The sequence below is a fragment of the Mycobacterium sp. SVM_VP21 genome (assembly GCA_024758765.1).
GTDB lineage: Bacteria > Actinomycetota > Actinomycetes > Mycobacteriales > Mycobacteriaceae > Mycobacterium > Mycobacterium heraklionense_C.
Genome location: CP101406.1, coordinates 1,396,092 through 1,414,614 on the forward strand (window position 1 = coordinate 1,396,092; position 18,523 = coordinate 1,414,614).

Sequence of the window (18,523 nt, forward strand, 5' to 3'; positions counted from 1 at the left end):
ACATATGGCCCGCAACCGTTACGCAGCCAAGCCCCCACTGTATGGAATGGTGCTGATCTTCTGCGCCATCGCGCTCGTTGCCGTCACCGCCTACCTACAGACCAGCTGGTGGTCCCTGGTGGGTTATGCGCTCGCCGCAGTGACGGCCGTCGCCGGTACGGCGCTGGCCTTCCGTGACCTGTCCTAACCGCAGGCCGCCTCCCCAAGCGGCGGGCGCCGCACCGGTAGTACCGCGCGTCACTACAGCCACTGATGTCACTGAATGCGTACGCTGGGCCACAACATATGTCAGCGGGGGAATCAGTGCGGGTGCCAGACCAGTCGAAGCGCAGGACGGCCGGAAAGCTGACGCTGGCGGCCGGGCTGCTGCTGACGGGTTGCAGCACCACCGTCGACGGTCACCCGACCGCCGTTCCCGGTGCGGGACCGCCGGAGCCGTCGTTCCGGCCACCACGTACCAGTACCGCGCCGCCGAGTCCGACCAGCCCGACCAAGTCAGCCACACCGAACCGGCCTGCCGACGCCATTCCGCTGCCGCCCGACGACAACGGCTACGTCTTCATCGAGACGAAATCCGGCCGGACTCGCTGCCAGATATCGTCACCACAGGTCGACTGTGAAGCGCAGTTCACCAACACGCCCCTCAAGGACGGGCAGCACGCCAACGGCGTCAGTGTCAGCGCCGAGGGCACCGTGCAATGGGTGTTGGGCAACCTGGGCGATATCCCGGTCGTCACCATCGACTACCTCACCTACCAGGCGCAAGGCTGGACGATCAACGCCGATATCAACGGCACGCGGTTCACCAACGACCGCACCGGCCACGGCATGCTGGTCAGCATCGACAACGTCGATACCTTCTGATTTTCGCCCCGGTCGCCGGCCAGTACTTTCCGATACGATCGGTGAAATGGCGCGCTTCGGATCTTCGGACGGCTCCGGCAAACCCAGCCAGGACCACACTCGGTCCATGCCCTCCGGCCAGCGTGGCCCACAGCCGCCCGGGCCGCCTCCGGCTCCGTTCGGGCCGTCCAACCCGAGGCGCAACCCCGGCGATGCCCCGACCCAATACGCCCCCTACAACGCTTTCGACGAGCCGACCGACCCGCAGGGCACCGATTTCGCTGCGTTGTCGGACACCCCATGGTTTCGCCGCCGATCGGTGCTAATCGCGTGGTTCGGGCTTATCGCAGTGATGCTCGCGCTGGTGGTCTGGGGAATCATCCAGCTGACCAGCCGCGGACCCGGCGGCGGCACCACCCCGGCAACCAGCTCGTCAAGCACCACCAGCACCACGAGCAGCACGAGCAGCACCACCAGCAGCAGCTCCTCCGGCGCGCCCAGCACCACCGCGCCGTCGGCGGCCCCGCCCCGGCACGCTCCGCCGCAGCAGCCGCCGGCACAGCAGGCACCGCCCGCAAGCGAGTCCCCGCACCGCCACCTACCGCACCTGCCGTCGGTGATCACCATCCCGCCGATCCCCAAGGTGCCCGAGCTGCCGACGGTCATCACACTGCCGCCAAGGCGGTAGACCACCGGCCCGGTACTCTCGCCGCATGCAATCACCGCGCAAGCCGACTTGGCTCGGCATTGATGTGGTGGCCGTGTTGATCTTCTGCGCTATCGGCCGGCGCAGTCACGATGAGGGCATCACTCTCAGCGGCTTGGCGACCACGGCCTGGCCGTTTCTGTGCGGCACGGCGTTGGGCTGGCTGTTGTCGCGCGGCTGGCGCAGGCCCACCGCGCTTTGGCCCACCGGGGTGGCGGTCTGGGTCTCGACGGTGCTGGTCGGCATGCTTTTACGCGAGGCGACCTCTGCCGGCGTGGCGACGAGCTTCATCCTGGTGGCTTCGACGGTCACCGCCGTGTTTCTGCTCGGCTGGCGAGCTGTAGTCGAGCTTGTCGCGCGTCGTCGTTTGGCCAGCTGACGGGTTTCCGCCAGTGTCGTCGCGGGCTTTCGTCAGGCGCGGCACCTACCCTCGGTGCGTGTGAACCGATCGCCGGACGACCCGAACAACGAGCCGACCCAGCTGGCCGGCTACGACTACGGCGGCAACGGTAACTACGGCGAGCCGGCTTACTACAGCGAGTACCGCGAGCCCGCCGGTCGCCAGGCCGAGTGGACCGGACCGCCCCCACCAACGCCCTGGTATCTGCGGCCAGTCGCGCTGATCGCCCTGGGCGTGCTGACCGCCATCCTGATCGCCCTGTTGGTGTGGGGCATGGTCCGGCTGGTGAACAAGGAACCGAGTCCCACCGCGCCGGCGACCACTTCGGTGACGTCAACCACCTCCGCACCCGCCGAAGAGCCACCTGCCCCAAGCCCCGAACAGGCCCCTTCCGACGCCCCCACCGCCGAAAACCCACCGCCGGCGACGGAATCGGAGACCCCCACTTCCACCACCGAGGCACCGAGCACCACGACCACCACCGAACCGCCCACGACCACCACTGCGCCGCCGACCACGACCGAGCAACCCACGACGACCGCACCGAGCACCACGGCTGCCCCCGGCACGCCTACCCCCACGCAACGGCCGCCGGAGATCGTCATCCCACTGCCCGGACTCTGAGTTCGGCATTACCTCACCGCGGGCGCGAAAGCCCGTCCGGACGGTCGCCCACCAATACAGTTAGGCCAGCCTTTGTCGCGCTGAACAACCTTGGAGTGGCACTATGAGCGAGCACCGATCCGGGCTTGAACTGGTGCTGCGCAAGATTGGCGGTAAGTTACCCGTCAGTAACCATAGCTAAGTTACTGTCCGGTAACTTGTGGATGGGAGAGGCTCTCCGTGACCGAAAATACCCAGATGCTGATCAGGCTGGTGGTCGGCCTGTCCATGACGGGACTTGTCGGCCTGCTGGCCGCACGCCGGGTGTTCTGGCTCTTCCGTCTGGTCATGTCCGGTCAGAAGGTCGGCCCCGAGCGGACGAACGACATCAAGACCCGGATCGAGACCCAGATCCGCGAGGTCGCCGGCCAGGCCAAACTGCTGAAGTGGAATATCCCCGGGATCGCCCACTTCTTCACCATGTGGGCGTTCTTCGTCCTGATCACGGTCTACATCGAGGCCTACGGCCAGATGTTCAACCCACACTTCGCCATCCCGCTCGTGGGACACTGGGACGTCCTGGGCTTCATGCAGGACTTCTTCATCACCGCGGTCACCCTGTCGATCTTCGTATTCATGATCATCCGGGTCCTGCGCAACCCGACCGAGCACGGCCGGTCGTCCCGGTTCTACGGCTCCCACAACGGCGGCGCGTGGCTGATCCTCGTGATGATCCTCAACGTCGTCTGGACCTTCCTGCTGCTGCGCGGGGCCGCGGCCAACACCGGCACCCTGCCCTACGGCAAGGGCGCCTACCTGTCGCACCTCATGGGCAAGGTCATGGCGCCGCTGGGGCTGGCTGTCAACGAGAACATCGAGACCGCCGCTCTGCTGCTGCACGTCGCGGTGGCACTGGGCTTCCTGCTGATCGTGCTGAACTCCAAGCACCTGCATATCTTCCTGGCCCCGATCAACGTCACCTTCAAGCGACTGCCCAACGCGTTGGGACCGCTGCTGCCGATCGAGTACCAAGGCGAGCCGCTGGACTTCGACAACCCGCCGGAGGACGCGGTGTTCGGCCGCGGCAAGATCGAAGACTTCACCTGGAAGGGCATGCTCGACTTCGCCACCTGTACCGAGTGTGGCCGCTGCCAGTCGCAGTGCCCCGCTTGGAACACCGGCAAGCCGCTGAGCCCCAAGCTGCTGATCATGGACTTGCGCGACCACTGGATGGCCAAGGCCCCCTACCTGCTCGGCGACAAGCCGATGCCGACCGCCGAGGTCGATCTGGCCGACGCCGCCCCGCTGCCCGGCCATCACGTGCCGGAGAAGGGCTTCGAGCGTATCGGCGGCTCCGGCCCGGCGCAGGCCGTCCGCCCGCTGGTGGGCACCGCCGAAGAAGGCGGCGTGATCGACCCCGACGTGCTGTGGTCGTGCACCAACTGTGGAGCCTGCGTCGAGCAGTGCCCAGTGGACATCGAGCACATCGACCACATCGTCGACATGCGCCGCTACCAGGTGCTGGTGGAGTCGGAGTTCCCCTCCGAGCTGGGTGTGCTGTTCAAGAACCTGGAGAACAAGGGCAACCCGTGGGGGCAGAACGCCAAGGAGCGCACGTCCTGGATCGACGAGCTCAACTTCGACATCCCGGTCTACGGCCAGGACGTCGACAGCTTTGACGGGTTCGAGTACCTGTTCTGGGTGGGCTGCGCGGGCGCCTATGAGGACCGCGCTAAGAAGACCACCAAGGCGACCGCGGAGCTGCTGGCCGCTGCCGGCGTGAAGTTCCTGGTGCTGGGCACCGGGGAGACCTGTACCGGTGACCCCGCCCGGCGTGCCGGCAACGAGTTCCTGTTCCAGCAGTTGGCCTCGCAGAACGTCGAGATGCTCAACGAGGTGTTCGACGGTCTGGACAAGCCCGACCGCAAGATCATCGCGAGCTGCCCGCACTGCTTCAACACGATCTCTCGCGAATACCCGCAGCTGGGCAGCGAATACACGGTGCTGCACCACACCCAGGTGCTCAACCGGCTGGTCCGCGACAAGCGACTGATTCCGGTCGCTCCGGTGTCGCGGGAGGTCACCTACCACGACCCGTGCTTCCTGGGCCGCCACAACAAGGTCTACGAGCCGCCACGGGAGTTGGTCGAGGCGTCGGGAGCCAACCTGGTCGAGATGCCGCGTAACCGAGACCGCTCGTTCTGCTGCGGCGCCGGCGGCGCCCGGATGTGGATGGAAGAGCACATCGGTAAGCGGGTGAACCACGACCGCGTCGACGAGGCGCTGGCCACCGGTGCCACCACCATCGCCACCGGCTGCCCGTTCTGCCGGGTGATGGTCAGCGACGGCATCGACGACCGCATCGAAGCCGCCGGACGTTCCGATGTGGACGTGCGTGACATCGCTCAGCTGCTGCTGGAGTCCCTCGACATGGACGCGGTGACGTTGCCGGCCAAGGGCACTGCCGCCGAGGCCGCCGCCAAGGCCGGTCCGAAGAAGGTCGAGGAGAAGGCTCCGGCGCCGGCTGCGGTGGCCACCGCGACCGCGGAGAAGCCGGCGGCCGAGGTAAAGGCCGCGGCTCCGGTGACAGGACTGGGGATGGCCGGTGGCGCCAAGCGCCCGGGTGCCAAGAAGGCCGCCCCGGCCGCCGCACCCGCCGCCGAGGCCAGCACGGCCGCACCCGCAGCCCCGGCTGCCCCGGTGAAGGGGCTCGGGATGGCCGGTGGCGCCAAGCGCCCGGGTGCCAAGAAGGCCGCCCCGGCCGCCGCACCCGCCGCCGAGGCCAGCGCTGCGGCACCCGCGGCACCGGCCGAACCCGCCGCACCCGTGAAGGGGCTCGGGATGGCCAGCGGTGCCAAGCGCCCGGGCGCCAAGAAGGCCGCCCCGGCCGCCGAGGCCATCGCAGCCTCACCCGCAGCACCGGCTGAACCCGCCGCACCCGCGGCACCGGCCGAGCCCGCGGCACCCGCGGCAGCGGCTGTGCCGGTCAAGGGCCTGGGAATGGCCGCCGGTGCCCGCAAGCCCGGAGCCAAGAAGGCGGCTCCGGCCGCCCCGGCTGCCGAGCCGGCGCAAGCCGCCTCTGAACCGGTTTCCGCGCCGGTGGCCGCCGAGCCCGAGGCTGAGCAGGCAGTTCCCGAGGCTGCTCCGGCCGCGGAGGCGCCCAAGGAACAGCCACCGGTGAAGGGGCTGGGCATCCAGCGCGGGGCACGCCCGCCGGGCAAACGCTGAGATAACAAGTTGGGGCCGTGTGGGTGCACATACGGCCCCAACTTGTTTCTCGGGCAAATTTTCATTGGACAGTTATGGGACCATTGTCAACGTGACCGCTCATCAGTTGCCGCACCAGATGCCCTGGCCTGCCACCGGCAGCCAGCCACGGCAGCGCACGTTCGCGCAGTCGACCAAACTGCAGGACGTCCTCTACGAGATCCGCGGTCCGATCCACGCCCAAGCCGCCCGGATGGAGGCTGAGGGGCACCGCATCCTCAAGCTCAACATCGGCAACCCGGCGCCGTTCGGGTTCGAAGCCCCCGACGTGATCATGCGGGACATGATCCAGGCGCTGCCGTACGCGCAGGGCTACTCGGACTCCCAGGGCATCCTGCCGGCCCGCCGCGCGGTGGTCACCCGCTACGAACTCGTCGAGGGCTTCCCCCGCTTCGACGTCGACGACGTCTACCTGGGTAACGGGGTCTCCGAGCTGATCTCGCTGGTGCTGCAGGCGCTGTTGGACAACGGCGACCAGGTGCTGATCCCGGCCCCGGATTACCCGCTGTGGACGGCGTCGACCTCGCTGGCCGGCGGCACCCCGGTGCACTATCTGTGCGACGAGACCCAAGGCTGGCAGCCCGACATCGCCGACATGGAATCGAAGATCACCGAACGCACCAAGGCGTTGGTGGTGATCAACCCCAACAACCCGACCGGGGCGGTCTACAGCCGCGAGGTGCTCGGCCAGATCGCCGAGTTGGCCCGCAAGCACCAGCTGCTGCTGCTGGCCGACGAGATCTACGACAAGATCCTCTACGACGACGCCGAGCACACCAGCCTGGCCACTCTGGCGCCGGATCTGCTGTGCCTGACCTTCAACGGACTGTCCAAGGCCTACCGGGTGGCCGGCTACCGCTCCGGCTGGCTGGCAATCACCGGCCCCAAGGAGCATGCGACCAGCTTCCTGGAGGGCATCAACCTGCTCGCCAACATGCGGTTGTGCCCGAATGTGCCAGCCCAGCACGCCATTCAGGTGGCGTTGGGCGGCCACCAAAGCATCGATGACCTGGTACTGCCGGGTGGGCGCCTGCTCGAACAGCGGGACGTCGCCTGGAGCAAGCTCAACGAGATACCCGGCGTCTCCTGCGTGAAGCCCCGCGGTGCGCTCTATGCGTTCCCGCGCCTGGACCCCGAGGTCTACCCGATCGACAACGACGAGCAGTTGGTGTTGGACCTGTTGTTGCAGGAGAAGATCCTGGTCACCCAGGGCACCGGGTTCAACTGGCCGGCGCCGGACCATCTGCGCATCGTCACCCTGCCGTGGGCCCGCGACCTGTCCAGCGCCATCGAGCGCTTGGGCAACTTCCTGGTCAGCTACCGCCCCTAGTTCGTCGGCGAGCCTTCCCCGCCCATAGGGAATCTCACGACGTCACAGCGGCGTGTCGCGTCGCCATATTGCCACTCGACGGCGCGCGCACGCTCCCACCGGAATCGCATGCGAGACAATGCCGATTCCCCAGCCGAGGATGGGCCAGACGGGCCAGAAGTACCACGCGCCGGCGGACACCGCAGTCACCAACCAGATGCCGATCATCAACACCGACACCGCCAGGTAAGCGCCCAGGTGAATCAGGACGCCTCGTCGCGCGGCGGCGCTGCGTTGCGCACGACGTCGCGGGTCACGCTTGATGATCTGCGCGACAGGCAGATCGGTGAGGAGATCCTTGAGCGCTCCGGCGGTTTGGGCCTCAAACGCCCGGGCCAATCGCGTCTCGTATTCCTCCATCGACAGGTATCCCTGGGTAAATGCCTGACCGAGATGATCGGCGGTATGCCCCCGCTCCGCGTCACCTACTCGTATCGCAGAATCCGATGGCGTAACGAATCTTGTGGTCATGTCGCCCCCGCTATTGCCCGGTAGGCACCCAGTTGCCGTGGAATCCGGCGGGAACACGGTGCGGTAGGTGGATGCTCCCGACATCCTGCAGCGTGGCCGCATCCAGGATCGCCAGTTCGGTGGTGTCGGTCGAGCTGTCATAGACGAATCCCATCAGGACGCCGTCATCTTCGGCCGCGCCCGCTGTCTTCGGATGAAAGACGAACTCGCCTAACTGTTTTCCATCGCCGAATGCACGTGTCGCTGTCGACCCGCCGACCAGGTCATGCTTGAGCAGTGTCGCGTCGGGGACCACGCCGTTGCCGATACTGACCGCGTAGCCGAACCGGTGCCGCTTGCCGACCAGTCGTTCGTCAACGCGGGGAAACTCCTGACCACGGTCGTCCACCCGGGATTCGCGGACCTTGCCGTCGGCTAGGTCGACGGTCCACCGCTCCAGCGTGGGCAGGCCCTCGGCGGGGCCACGCATCTCGGTGTCGAACATCTTCGGGTGCCGGACCACGTCGAGTACGACGGTGTCACCTTCGTCGTAGGCATTCATCGGATGGAACACGTAGCAGGGCTCTACCTCGAACCACCGAACATCGGCATTGCCCCCCTCACGGGGCATAACCCCCACCCGCGCCGGGTATTTCGGGTTCCACCGATACGGCATGGTGCGCACGCTGCTCTTCGGCATCGGCAACCGGGCCATGATCGGGTCCGGGATGCGCACCCGCCCGATCAGCGCCGACATAATTAGCCGCACCGGTAGCCGCAGACCCGGTGGCGCTGCGCCCTGAGCGACCTGGCGGGTGTCGAACGTGACCGGCAGGTCATAGAAGACGACGTGGTTCTCGGTCAGCGAGAAGTCGTGCATCATCGGCGATCCGGTGACCTCAACATCCACGGTGCGCCGCGCCCGGCCGTCCGTACCGATCACCGAGTACTGGACGCTGTTTCCGCGGTTGAACGCGTACGAAACAGCATGCAGCTCACCGGTGTCGGGGTCGCGTTTCGGATGCGCGGTGTACCCGCCCGACAGGGTGCCGTCGAAGTCGCAGGTGCCGACGGTGTCCAGCTCGTCGGTCAGCTCGTAGCAGGAGATTCCGCCCTCGATCAGCGCGAGGGTTCGCCCGGCGTGGCCGATCACGTTGGTGTTGGCGCCGATCCCGGACGGCCCGCCATGCCGACCGGGGCGCGGCGGTTCGCCGAGCGCGGCCGCGGTCTGCGGACCCCGCACGTAACGGTTGCGATACCACTCGGCCTTGCCGTCGCGAAGCCGCACGCCGTGGACCATGCCGTCACCGATGAACCAGTGATAGAACGCTGGGTCGATTTCGCCGACGGGGTTGGGCCCGTTGCGCAGGTAGCGCCCGTCCAGGTAGTCCGGGATGGACCCGGTCACCGCCAGCTCGGTGAGGGTGTACTCCTGCGCGATCGGCGCGAATCCGCCCTGCAGATAGGGATTGGTCATCGGACACCTCCGGTCCATAACGATGTTATTCGCTATGTATAACACTGTTATGGCACCATGGCAAGGGTGAGCTTGAGCCCGCGCGATCGCCTGATCGAGGCCGGTACCCGACTGCTGGACAGTGCCGGCCCCGAGTCTTTGCAGGCCCGGAAGGTTGCCGCCGAGATCGGAGCCTCCACCATGGCCGTCTACACGCACTTCGGCGGGATGAACGGCCTGCTGGAGGCGATCGTCTCCGCCGCATTCGAACGTTTCGGCGCAGCGCTGGCGTCCGCCCCCAAGACCGACGATCCGATGGCCGACTTCTTCGTCATGGGCCACGCCTATCGACAGTTCGCGCTAGCCAGCCCGCAGCGCTATCGGCTGATGTTCGGCCTCGCCGCACCGCAGAAGTTTCATGCTCCCGAGATGCCGGTGGCGACGGCGACCTTCAACCAACTCGTCACCGCGGTTGAGCGGATCGTCTCCACCGGCCGGGTCCGCGCGGACGACACCGTCGAACTGGCGGGGCGAATCTGGAGCATGATTCACGGTGTGGTGCTGCTGGAACTTGTCGGCACGTTCGAGCAGGACGGCCGGGCCCTGACCCACATTCTCAGTCCGATGACCATCGACATGTTCGTCGGGATGGGCGACAGTCGGGAAAACGCCGAGTTATCGCTCCGGCGGGCGGCCGACGCGATTCGTCAGTGAGCCACCCGTTACCGACGATCCAACAACCCGATCAGGTAGTCGCCATAGCCGGACTTGCACAGCCCCGCAGCACGGTCGGCGAGTGCGGCGTCGTCGATGAAACCCATCCGCCAGGCCACCTCTTCGGGAACACCGATCTTGAGGCCCTGGCGGCGCTCGACAGTGCGGACGTAATCACCGGCGTCAAGCAGCGAGTCAAAAGTCCCGGTGTCCAGCCATGCGGTGCCCCGTGCCAGTGTCTCGACCGTGAGCCGGCCCTGATCGAGGTAGGTCTGGTTGATGTCGGTGATCTCGTACTCGCCGCGGGCGGAAGGCTTGAGGCCCTTCGCGATTTCGACGACGTCGTTGTCATAGAAGTACAGCCCGGGTATCGCGTAGTGGGAGCTGGGTGCCCTCGGCTTCTCCACTACCGACACCGCCGTACCGTCCCCGTCGAACTCAACCACACCATAGGCCGATGGGTCCGCCATCCAGTAGGCGAAAATAACTGCACCGGAAAGGGATTGGTGACGCCGCAGGCTGGTCCCCAAACCGGCGCCGTAGAAAATGTTGTCCCCCAACACCAGCGCGACAGAGTCGGTGCCGATGTGGTCGGCGCCGATCACGAAAGCGCGCGCCAAACCATCGGGCTGCTCCTGGATGGCGTAGCTGATGTCGACTCCGAATGCGCTGCCGTCGCCCAGCAGTCGCTGGAAGGCAGGCGCGTCGTGACCGGTGGTGATCACCTGGATGTCCCGAATGCCCGCCAGCATCAGCGTGCACAGCGGGTAGTAGACCAGTGGCTTGTCGTACACCGGCAGCAGCTGCTTGCTCACGCCCATGGTGATCGGATGCAGGCGGGTGCCGGAGCCACCGGCCAGGATGATCCCGCGCATGCCGTTTAGCCTAACCGCGTTGATTGCGCGTGCGGCGCAGCCGGGCGACGCGGGCCGCCGCTATCGGACACAGCGGGCTAGTCGACCCGATCGGCTTCGTTGAGGTCCGTGGCAGCCAAGGCGCTGTCCAGGTCCTGGTGGCGGAACACCGCGGTGACGCGATCGTGTACCACCCGGAAGGCGACCGCCTGGGCTGCACCCGCCCCCGCGGGGATCAGTTCAGCCACCACCACACCGTCGTGCACATACATCCGGCCGATTCCGGCGCTCACCTGCGCCGAAGCGGCCCACCCACGCAATGCCTGATGCCCCTGCCCGGCGCCGCCGACGTCGGCCACCTCGATGTCGTCACTGGACAGCTTTTCCAGGGTGTCCAGATCACCGGCGGCCAGGGCGTCGTGCCAGGCGAGGACCGTTGCGATCTCCGATGTGCTCATGCTCGCCAAAACTACCGCCCGATCAGAAAGCGGTGTGGTCGACCCAGTTCTGCCACACCGCGGCGTCGCCGAAGATCGCGATGTCGGTATCGGCCACCGGTACCCGGCGCATCACCGCCAAAAACAGGTCGCGGGCCGAACCCCTTAGGGCCACCGAACCTTTGCCGTGCTCGTGCGACCAGCTCACCGTGTCGGTCCCAGCCGGCCGGCTGATGGTCCACTCCCCTGCCGACCCGAGGCCGTCATCGGTGGCGTGCAGGTGCACGCTGTGGCCGTCGGCCAGCGGCAACGCTGGTCCGTTGCGCGCGATCAGTGCGGGGATCAGGTCCAGCAACTCGCCGATCCCGTCGGCGGCCAGCTCCGGTGACAGCGCAAAGTCACCCCCGAGCGCCAGCGCGGCATCGGCGCGGTGCACGGTCGCCTCGTGCAGCCGGCGGCGCACCCACCAGGAGGCCGGGCGGGGTCCCATGAACGTCCACGCCGGCGTGTCCGGCCCACTGTGGGCGACGGCGTCCAACACCCGTTGCGCGCCGTCGTGCAGCCAGTCAAGAGCTGGGTCCGGCTCGGCGGGCGGCTTGCCGTCGACGACCTCACGCGGGTCCAGGGGACCGTCCATACGATCGGCGATGATTTGTGCGGCCCAACGGTTTCCGCGCCCGAAGTGCCGGAACAGTTGCGTGAGATTCCACTCCGGGCAGGTGGGGATCGCCAACTGCGGATCGCCGGCGCGGATCAGCTCCCCGAACGCGCGCGTCTCATCGACCAATGCTGCGGCGTAGTCCACGCCGTCAGGCTAGTGGATTCTGGGCGGGCTCAGAAGGGCCAGCCACCTTTGCCGCCACCATCGCCATGGCCGCCGCCTCCGCCACCGCCGAGGCCCGGGAACCAGGAGCCGCCACCACCGCCGCGGCCGGCACCGTTGCTACCGCCGAGGCCCGGGAACCACGGATTCCCGCCACCGCCGTTACCACCGATGCCAGGCAGCCAGGGTGAGGGGTTGCCGCCCTTCTTGCCACCACCATCGTTGTCGGGCAGCCAAGACGGGTTGCCGCCCTTCTTGCCACCACCATCGTTGTCGGGCAGCCAAGATGGATTGCCGCCCTTCTTGCCGCCGCCGTTGTTGTTGTCCGGCAGCCAGGACGGGTTGCCGCCGTTGTTGGACGGCGGCCGGAAGATCGGCGGTAGCTCGGGTTGCTGGATCGGAGGTGGCGCGGGGGCCGGTGCAGCCGGGGCCGGTGCCTCGACCGGCGCGGGCACCTGGATGGGCACCGGAATCGGTATCGGCACCGGGGCCACCGGCGCGGGTGCCGGGGGTGGAGCCGCAGGTGCAGGCGCCGGAGCCGCCGGGGCGGGAGCCGGCGCTGCCGGCGCAGGAGCCGGCACGGCCGGAGCCGGTCGCGCGACCGGGACCTCGGTGACGGGCGGGGCCGCCGGAGGCGGCGCGGGCGCAGGTGGAGGCGCCGCTTCGGGGACAGGCGCCGGGGCCGGCGCCTGCTGGGTGGGGACCACGATGTGCCCGGTGGGCGGCGGGTGATCTGCGGCGGTAGGCCGGATGCTGACCGCCAGCGCCACCACCAGGCTGGAGACCCCGACGACGAAGAACGCCGCCAGCCCGCTGCCGGCCAGCAGGAAGGGCCTGCGGCGCCGCGCAGGCTTGCTGTCGTCGAACTGATCCACCCCGGAACTCGGCGGGCGATCGTCGTCGTCCTCGATGACGGTGCCGTCAAAGCCGTCAGCGGCGACCAGGCTCAGGTAGCCACTGTCAGTGGTGTCGTCCGAAACCGCGCTGTAGGCCAGCGCGTACTCGCCCATGGTGGCGTCATAGTCGGTTCGGTAGGCCTGGGAGGAGTAGCCGAGTGCCACCAGGTCCGGGTCGATCACACCGGTGCCCGGGTCGCGTGCCCACGCCAGCGCCGACGTCGAGGAATCGAACAGCGGCGCGTGGGCACTGGCCAGCGCCGCGCCACGCGCCAGCGCGGTTTCGGGCTCCTCGGGCACGCTGACCGGAATGGCACTGACCGCGTCCAACTCCGGCTTGACCAAGCCGACGTTGACTCCGGAACCGACCACGAACAAGCCGTCGGGGCGCGATGACAGGCGCCCCGCCTGGGCGGCCAGACGGGTCAGCTCACCCACCGCGGCGGCGTCATCGGAGGGCAGGGCCACCCGCTGCACCTCGGCGATCGAGCCGTCTGATGAGTTGACGACCGCCAGGGTCGCGCCGTCCGGCTCGATGAACATCAGCGCGGTCCGCTCGTAACCGACCGACCCGCCTACCGTCTGTGCCAGGGCGGCGGCCGCCAAGAACGCCGACACCAGCATCACGTTCTCGACCCGGTGGCCGGCCAGCGCGTCGCGCAGCTGGCCCGCTTGCAGCTGGTTGGCGACGGTCACCCCGGTCGAGGCCAGTCGGTAGCCGTTCTCTCGCGCACTTTCCTGGGTGCCGAGGATGGCCGACACGACCTGGTCGGGGAACACCAGCTCGTCGGCGTCCACCTCGAATCCGTCCTCGTCGACGGTCACGCCACCAGCGCGTTCCCCCTCGACGAGGACCATACGTACCGATGGCGGTGCCATCGAGACCCCCAGAACGATGTCCACCGCACCTCCTCCACTAGGACCGGCGAATTATTAGCCCATCTTACGACTGTGGGATGTGAATCCCCACTCAGAAATGAAGCCCAGGCAGCGGGAACGGGAAGCCACCGCCACCAGGACCACGCGGCCCGCCACCAGGGCCGCCGCCGGGGCCATGACCACCTCCCGGACCGGGACCCCAGCCGCCACCTCCCGGACCGGGACCCCAGCCGCCACCTCCCCAACCGCCCCGGGGCGGGCCGAAGAGCGGCGGACCGCCGGGCAGGCCGGGAATCCCCAGGTTGGGCAGCGGTGGGGGCGGGAGCGCCGGAGGCGGTGGGGGCGGGAACGCTGGAGGCGGCGGAGCCGGTGCCACCGGTAGGGGCGCCGGTGCCCGCGGCGCTGGTGCCTGCGGCGCTGGTGCCTGCGGGACCGGAGCGGGCGCGGGCGCTCGCGGCGGAGCCGGTTCACCGGCCGGGGCGGGTGGGGCCGCCGGAGGCGCGGGCGCGGGCGTGACCACGGCCGCCGGCGGATGGCTGACGACATTGGCCCGCACGTCGGGACGGTGCTGATTTGCCGCCCGCATCCCCACGGCCAACGCGATCGCCAAGCCCAGCACCCCGATCACGAACAGCGCCGCAACCCCGCCGGTGACCAGCATCGGCTTGCGCTCCCGCGGCTGAATCCCGGTGCTGAAGTCCAGCATCCGGGAGTCGACGAGTTCGGCATCGTCGGCGAGATCCGGCAGCGCGCCACCGAGAACCACGCCGCTGTCCGACAGCGCGCTGTAGGCCAGCGGCTCGTTGTCGGCGGTGACGTTGTAGTCCACGTCGTCGTAGTTCACCCCGCCGGGCGCGACGTACGCGTAGCCGGCGCTGGCTAGCGCGGGGTCCAGTTCACCGGTCCCCGGGTCCTGTGCCCAGGCCTGTGCCCGAGTGGAGGACGAGAACAGTGGGGCATGCGCGCTGGCCAGCGCGGCCCCGCGGGCCAACGCCATGTCCGGTTCCTCGGGCACGCTGACCGGCAACGGGCTGACCTTGTCCAATTCCGGCTTGATCATCGCCACGTTCACACCCGAGCCCACCACGAACAGGCCGTCGGGGTTCGACTCGAGCCGCTGCGCACCGGCGGCCAGTTCGGCGATCTCGCCGACCGCGCTCGCGTCGTCGTTGGACAGCGGCTGGCGGTGAATCTCGGTGATCGAGCCGTCATCAGAGTTCACAACGGCCAAGGTGGCGGCTTCCGGCTCGACGAACAGCAGCGCAGTCCGCGTGTAACGCGTGGCACTACCCACCGACTGGGCCAGCGCCGCCGCGGCAAGAAACGCCGACACGAGCATCACGTTTTCGACCTTGCGGCCGGCCAACGCCGCACGCAGCGCATCCGCCTCGGCCGGATCACTCCAGGTCACACCGGTGGAACTGAGCTCGTAGCCGCCCTCCCGGGCGCCCTCACGGGTGCCCAGGATCGCCGACACCACCCGCTCTGGCGCGGTTTGGGCACCATCCACCACGTCGAAGTCGTCGTGTTCCACGGTGACCCCGTCGGCGCTCTCGCCTTCCACCAACACCATGCGGACCGCCGAGGGTGCCACCGACACCCCAAGAACGATCTCCACGAAACCTCCCCGGCTACTGCCAATCGGCCAGGCATGCGGGCCGAACCCCCACCAGGGCTGGCCGCTACCGGCTTCATCGCAGCCGCGAGGCGGCGATCAGGTCCGAGGGCTAACCGGACTTGATGAAGTTCTGGTACGAGCGGGACGGCGTCGGCCCGCGCTGGCCCTGATATTTCGACCCTACGCGCGTACTGCCGTAAGGGTGCTCCGCCGGACTGGTCAGCCGCAGCAGACACAGCTGGCCGATCTTCATACCCGGCCACAATGTGATCGGCAGGTTTGCCACGTTGGAAAGCTCCAAGGTGATGTGCCCGGAGAAGCCGGGGTCGATGAAACCCGCGGTGGAATGGGTCAACAGGCCGAGCCGGCCCAGGCTTGATTTGCCCTCCAGCCGGCCGGCCAGATCCTCCGGCAGGGTGCAGCACTCCAGGGTGGAGCCCAGCACGAACTCACCGGGATGCAACACGAACGGCTCGCCGGGTTTGGGTTCGACCAGCGTGGTCAGCTCGTCTTGCTGTTTGGCCGGGTCAATGTGGGTGTAGCGGGTGTTGTTGAACACCCGGAACAGGCTGTCGAGGCGGACGTCCACACTGGACGGCTGTACCAGCGCGTCGTCGAACGGGTCGATGCCCAGCCGGCCAGCAGCGATTTCGGCCCGCAGATCGCGATCGGAAAGCAGCACGGCACGAGCGTATCCGCTGAACTCAGCCCCTAGGCGAGCAGACACAGAATCGCACCGAGCACTCCCCAGACGTGCGATTTTGCGACTGCTCGCCGGAGTGGACGAGGCGTTTGGCGCGGGATGCTAGCCTTCCAAGGCACCAGTGCCGATGTAGTTCAATGGCAGAACATCAGCTTCCCAAGCTGAATACGCGGGTTCGATTCCCGTCATCGGCTCCATACATGCAGGTCAGAGAGTTTTGGAAGTTTGCCAGCAAACTCGCATCCTCGAAATACCGTACTTTCCCCGTAAATTGGTTCAGCCGTTCCCGTTGCTGGCCCATTGCTCCAGCACAGCGCGGGTATCCGGCCCCGCCGTCACCCGCTGCACGTAGTGCCCTTCGGTGGTCGCCAGCTGGGCGTGCGACAGCTGTTGCTGTGCGGCCTCGACGCCGAGCCCGTCCCGAACGACGGTGGCCACAGACCGTCGGAAGCTGTGCGGCGTCACCCACCGCAGCTCTTCGTGGGGCGCGAGCGCTTCCCGCAGCGAGGAACGGATGTTCGACAGGCTCACCAGGCCGCCGTCCCTGTTCTTCAGCACCGTGCCGTCCGGCCCTGTGACCGCGTAGAGGTCGGTGAGCACCTGGGCGCCGAACGCCGGTAGGACCACTGTGTGCGGCGGGGCGTGACCCTTGCGGGCATCCTGACGGTGCAGCGGCTTACCGGCCACCCTCCCCGCGTCCTGCACGGTCCCGGTGACGGTGACGGTCGGCGGCTTCGCCAGCAGGTCAACATCCGCCCAGCGGACCGCCAGCACTTCCCCCGGCCGCACACCGGTGGCCGCCAGCAGCTCCACGAACGCCGGCAACATCAGGCCCCGCCGCGGCCCCGGCCCCTTCCGCCCGCACCACACCTCGACGGCCCGCCGCACCTGCTCCAACTCCATGCCCGTGAGCGCCCTGGCCGGCTTACGCTCCGGCTTGGCGGTCTTGGTCTCCCGGATCACGTTGTGCTTCACCACGTCGAACCGGGCAGCCATGCTGTACATGCCCGACAAGATGATCCGCAGATAGATCCCCGCCGATGACGGCAGCGCCTTCAGGTGCGCATCGGCACGGCTCGTCGTCAACTCCAAGATCCGCAGCTCCCCGAGCTGCTGCTCACCATGCAGCCGCCACGCGTCCCGGTACAGGGTCGCGGTCCGCTCCCCGATCCGGTCCTCCGCGATCTTCGCCGGCAACCACGCCTCGAACAACTCCGACAAGGTGGTGGTGCGGTCAATTACCCCGGTCGGTTCCCCGGCCTCGAGTTCGACCGCGATGCGCCGCTTCAGCTCCCGCCGGGCATCCTCCGCTGACTTGCGCGACGACGCCTCACGCTCCCGCAGCTTCCCACTGTGGAGACGCAAATACGTTGTGGCGTAGAAGATCTGCTGAGTCTTGCCGTTCGGGAGTTCCTCCGTGGCGGTACGGTCGGCGATCTTCCCGTGCTCACCCGGGGCCATGCGTTGTCTAGGCATCGCCCGCCTGACCAAGCGATTCGTTCCGGATCTTTATCGCCTCCTGAAACTTCTCAGCTGCCCGATTGAACGTATCGACCGCCTGCTGCATGCTGCTGGTAGCCTGCTGCCGCTCTTCAATCGCCTGGCGTAGAGCGTCATTCGCTTGCCTCGCCTGAGCTTCGATGCGCTCCAGATCCTGAGCGGTGAATCCCGCAATGGTGGCCTTATCGACAAGATCCCTTGCAGAATTGAGCTCCTCGGACTGCGTTCCGAATGTCTCATTGCGAATCCCTGAAAACCATTGTGCTGCATCGAATTGCGATGTTTTCAGCCCTGGAAGTACGTCGATCTCGTCGTCGTATCGACCTGGGAAGACGAGAGCCACCGGAGGGGTAAACAACGCGGCCGCAAGAACAAGTAGCTCGGCGAGGTCCACCTTCCCCGACCGGCTGTTGCTCTCGATCTTAGAAATCGCTGCACGCGATACGGGATAGCCGAAGTCCCTTGTCTGTTCGGACAGTTGTTGTGCGGTAAATCCGAGCGCCACCCGTTGGCCTCTGATCGCCAGGCCGACGCGCTTCGCCAACTGCTCCTGCCACGCCTTTGCGGACTCGTCAATGCTCGGCATTGAGACAGTATCGCACGGACGCGTTGACGTTCGGGAGCATCCGTGCAATGCTCGGCTATGTCGATACAATTCGAGTTGGATGCTTCATTCCAGAGCAAAGGAGGTGCCCCCGGTGACACTGACACCGGAGCTACAGAAGGAAGTCGACCGGCTCAACAGTCGGTTGTGGCCCGTTGAGGAAGTCATGAAACGGCTGTCAGTCGGCCGGAGCATGGTGTTCGAGCTGATGGCCAACGGACAGTTGCGCAGCGTGAAAGTTGGACGCCGCCGACTGGTGTCCGAGGCGGCCATCAACGAGTACATCGCCCGAATCGACCAGGGTGGTGATGCGGCTTGATCTACGCGCGCCCGCAGGAATCACATGCCGACCTCGGACTCGACCCCGAGGCGGATCAAACACCGGACATGCGTCCGAACAG

Annotated in this window: 19 protein-coding genes and 1 tRNA gene; 9 read left to right on the forward strand and 11 right to left on the reverse strand. The window is 67.4% G+C overall.

Annotated elements, in window-relative coordinates:
* Positions 1–4: 4 nt before the first annotated feature.
* Both NM962_06725 and NM962_06730 read left to right on the forward strand, forming a co-directional pair.
* Complete coding sequence (locus tag NM962_06725; GenBank protein ID UVO13768.1) at positions 5–187, forward strand: hypothetical protein; 183 nt, start codon at positions 5–7, stop codon at positions 185–187.
* A 116-nt stretch (positions 188–303) separates the two neighbouring features.
* The gene (locus NM962_06730; GenBank protein UVO13769.1) at positions 304–864 is read left to right on the forward strand and encodes a hypothetical protein; all 561 of its coding nucleotides are present in this window, start codon (positions 304–306) and stop codon (positions 862–864) included.
* Positions 865–1,077: 213 nt separating this feature from the next.
* Here NM962_06730 and NM962_06735 read toward each other — a convergent pair whose 3' ends face one another.
* Positions 1,078–1,536: a hypothetical protein gene (locus NM962_06735; GenBank protein UVO13770.1), complete on the reverse strand. Its 459-nt coding sequence runs from the start codon at positions 1,534–1,536 to the stop codon at positions 1,078–1,080.
* 20 nt (positions 1,537–1,556) lie between these two features.
* Between NM962_06735 and NM962_06740 the strand changes: the two genes are divergently transcribed.
* From NM962_06740 to NM962_06755, 4 genes are all read left to right on the forward strand, one after another.
* Complete coding sequence (locus tag NM962_06740; protein UVO13771.1) at positions 1,557–1,928, forward strand: DUF3054 domain-containing protein; 372 nt, start codon at positions 1,557–1,559, stop codon at positions 1,926–1,928.
* Between the two features lie 60 nt (positions 1,929–1,988).
* Positions 1,989–2,573 carry a hypothetical protein gene (locus NM962_06745; protein ID UVO13772.1) on the forward strand — a complete coding sequence of 195 codons (585 nt, stop codon included), beginning with the start codon at positions 1,989–1,991 and terminating at the stop codon, positions 2,571–2,573.
* Between the two features lie 237 nt (positions 2,574–2,810).
* Positions 2,811–5,780: a (Fe-S)-binding protein gene (locus NM962_06750; protein ID UVO13773.1), complete on the forward strand. Its 2,970-nt coding sequence runs from the start codon at positions 2,811–2,813 to the stop codon at positions 5,778–5,780.
* A gap of 64 nt (positions 5,781–5,844) precedes the next feature.
* A complete protein-coding gene (locus NM962_06755; protein UVO13774.1) occupies positions 5,845–7,149 on the forward strand; it encodes a pyridoxal phosphate-dependent aminotransferase in 1,305 nt (434 codons plus the stop codon).
* A gap of 42 nt (positions 7,150–7,191) precedes the next feature.
* On the opposite strand, the gene NM962_06760 is transcribed toward NM962_06755, so the two are convergent.
* Entirely contained in the window at positions 7,192–7,659 is a 468-nt protein-coding gene (locus tag NM962_06760; GenBank protein ID UVO13775.1) for a DUF1707 domain-containing protein, read from the reverse strand.
* Positions 7,660–7,669: 10 nt separating this feature from the next.
* Positions 7,670–9,115 (reverse strand): carotenoid oxygenase family protein, encoded by a 1,446-nt coding sequence (locus tag NM962_06765; GenBank protein ID UVO13776.1) that lies wholly within the window; start codon positions 9,113–9,115, stop codon positions 7,670–7,672.
* 66 nt (positions 9,116–9,181) lie between these two features.
* On the opposite strand from NM962_06765, the gene NM962_06770 reads away from it, so the two are divergent.
* A complete protein-coding gene (locus NM962_06770) occupies positions 9,182–9,808 on the forward strand; it encodes a TetR/AcrR family transcriptional regulator (protein ID UVO13777.1) in 627 nt (208 codons plus the stop codon).
* 8 nt (positions 9,809–9,816) lie between these two features.
* On the opposite strand, the gene rfbA is transcribed toward NM962_06770, so the two are convergent.
* The 6 genes from rfbA to dcd all read right to left on the reverse strand — a co-directional run bounded on the left by rfbA (position 9,817) and on the right by dcd (position 15,997).
* Positions 9,817–10,683 carry a glucose-1-phosphate thymidylyltransferase RfbA gene (gene rfbA / locus NM962_06775; protein UVO13778.1) on the reverse strand — a complete coding sequence of 289 codons (867 nt, stop codon included), beginning with the start codon at positions 10,681–10,683 and terminating at the stop codon, positions 9,817–9,819.
* Positions 10,684–10,760: 77 nt separating this feature from the next.
* On the reverse strand, positions 10,761–11,120 hold the full coding sequence (locus NM962_06780; GenBank protein ID UVO13779.1) for a nuclear transport factor 2 family protein: 360 nt from the start codon (positions 11,118–11,120) through the stop codon (positions 10,761–10,763).
* A gap of 22 nt (positions 11,121–11,142) precedes the next feature.
* Positions 11,143–11,904, reverse strand: coding sequence for a maleylpyruvate isomerase family mycothiol-dependent enzyme (locus NM962_06785; protein UVO13780.1), 762 nt, complete (start codon positions 11,902–11,904; stop codon positions 11,143–11,145).
* A 29-nt stretch (positions 11,905–11,933) separates the two neighbouring features.
* Complete coding sequence (locus tag NM962_06790; GenBank protein UVO14585.1) at positions 11,934–13,697, reverse strand: hypothetical protein; 1,764 nt, start codon at positions 13,695–13,697, stop codon at positions 11,934–11,936.
* A 91-nt stretch (positions 13,698–13,788) separates the two neighbouring features.
* A complete protein-coding gene (locus NM962_06795; GenBank protein UVO13781.1) occupies positions 13,789–15,315 on the reverse strand; it encodes a hypothetical protein in 1,527 nt (508 codons plus the stop codon).
* Between the two features lie 109 nt (positions 15,316–15,424).
* The gene (gene dcd / locus NM962_06800) at positions 15,425–15,997 is read right to left on the reverse strand and encodes a dCTP deaminase (protein UVO13782.1); all 573 of its coding nucleotides are present in this window, start codon (positions 15,995–15,997) and stop codon (positions 15,425–15,427) included.
* A 144-nt stretch (positions 15,998–16,141) separates the two neighbouring features.
* On the opposite strand from dcd, the gene NM962_06805 reads away from it, so the two are divergent.
* A tRNA-Gly gene (locus NM962_06805) sits at positions 16,142–16,215 on the forward strand.
* Between the two features lie 79 nt (positions 16,216–16,294).
* Here NM962_06805 and NM962_06810 read toward each other — a convergent pair.
* Positions 16,295–17,494 carry a tyrosine-type recombinase/integrase gene (locus NM962_06810; GenBank protein ID UVO13783.1) on the reverse strand — a complete coding sequence of 400 codons (1,200 nt, stop codon included), beginning with the start codon at positions 17,492–17,494 and terminating at the stop codon, positions 16,295–16,297.
* Complete coding sequence (locus NM962_06815; GenBank protein UVO13784.1) at positions 17,487–18,104, reverse strand: hypothetical protein; 618 nt, start codon at positions 18,102–18,104, stop codon at positions 17,487–17,489. The genes NM962_06810 and NM962_06815 overlap by 8 nt, the downstream gene beginning before the upstream one ends.
* A 118-nt stretch (positions 18,105–18,222) precedes the next feature.
* On the opposite strand from NM962_06815, the gene NM962_06820 reads away from it, so the two are divergent.
* Positions 18,223–18,441, forward strand: a complete 219-nt coding sequence (locus tag NM962_06820; GenBank protein ID UVO14586.1) for an excisionase family DNA-binding protein — start codon at positions 18,223–18,225, stop codon at positions 18,439–18,441.
* Positions 18,442–18,523: the final 82 nt, after the last annotated feature.

Excerpts from the sequence above, each read along its gene's own strand:
- NM962_06725 (UVO13768.1), top strand. The coding sequence starts at position 5 with ATGGCCCGCAACCGTTACGCAGCCAAGCCCCCACTGTATGGAATGGTG.
- NM962_06740 (UVO13771.1), top strand. The coding sequence starts at position 1,557 with ATGCAATCACCGCGCAAGCCGACTTGGCTCGGCATTGATGTGGTGGCC.
- NM962_06750 (UVO13773.1), top strand. The coding sequence starts at position 2,811 with ATGCTGATCAGGCTGGTGGTCGGCCTGTCCATGACGGGACTTGTCGGC.
- NM962_06760 (UVO13775.1), bottom strand. The coding sequence starts at position 7,659 with ATGACCACAAGATTCGTTACGCCATCGGATTCTGCGATACGAGTAGGT.
- NM962_06765 (UVO13776.1), bottom strand. The coding sequence starts at position 9,115 with ATGACCAATCCCTATCTGCAGGGCGGATTCGCGCCGATCGCGCAGGAG.
- rfbA (UVO13778.1), bottom strand. The coding sequence starts at position 10,683 with ATGCGCGGGATCATCCTGGCCGGTGGCTCCGGCACCCGCCTGCATCCG.
- NM962_06780 (UVO13779.1), bottom strand. The coding sequence starts at position 11,120 with ATGAGCACATCGGAGATCGCAACGGTCCTCGCCTGGCACGACGCCCTG.
- NM962_06790 (UVO14585.1), bottom strand. The coding sequence starts at position 13,697 with ATGGCACCGCCATCGGTACGTATGGTCCTCGTCGAGGGGGAACGCGCT.
- NM962_06810 (UVO13783.1), bottom strand. The coding sequence starts at position 17,494 with ATGCCTAGACAACGCATGGCCCCGGGTGAGCACGGGAAGATCGCCGAC.
- NM962_06815 (UVO13784.1), bottom strand. The coding sequence starts at position 18,104 with ATGCCGAGCATTGACGAGTCCGCAAAGGCGTGGCAGGAGCAGTTGGCG.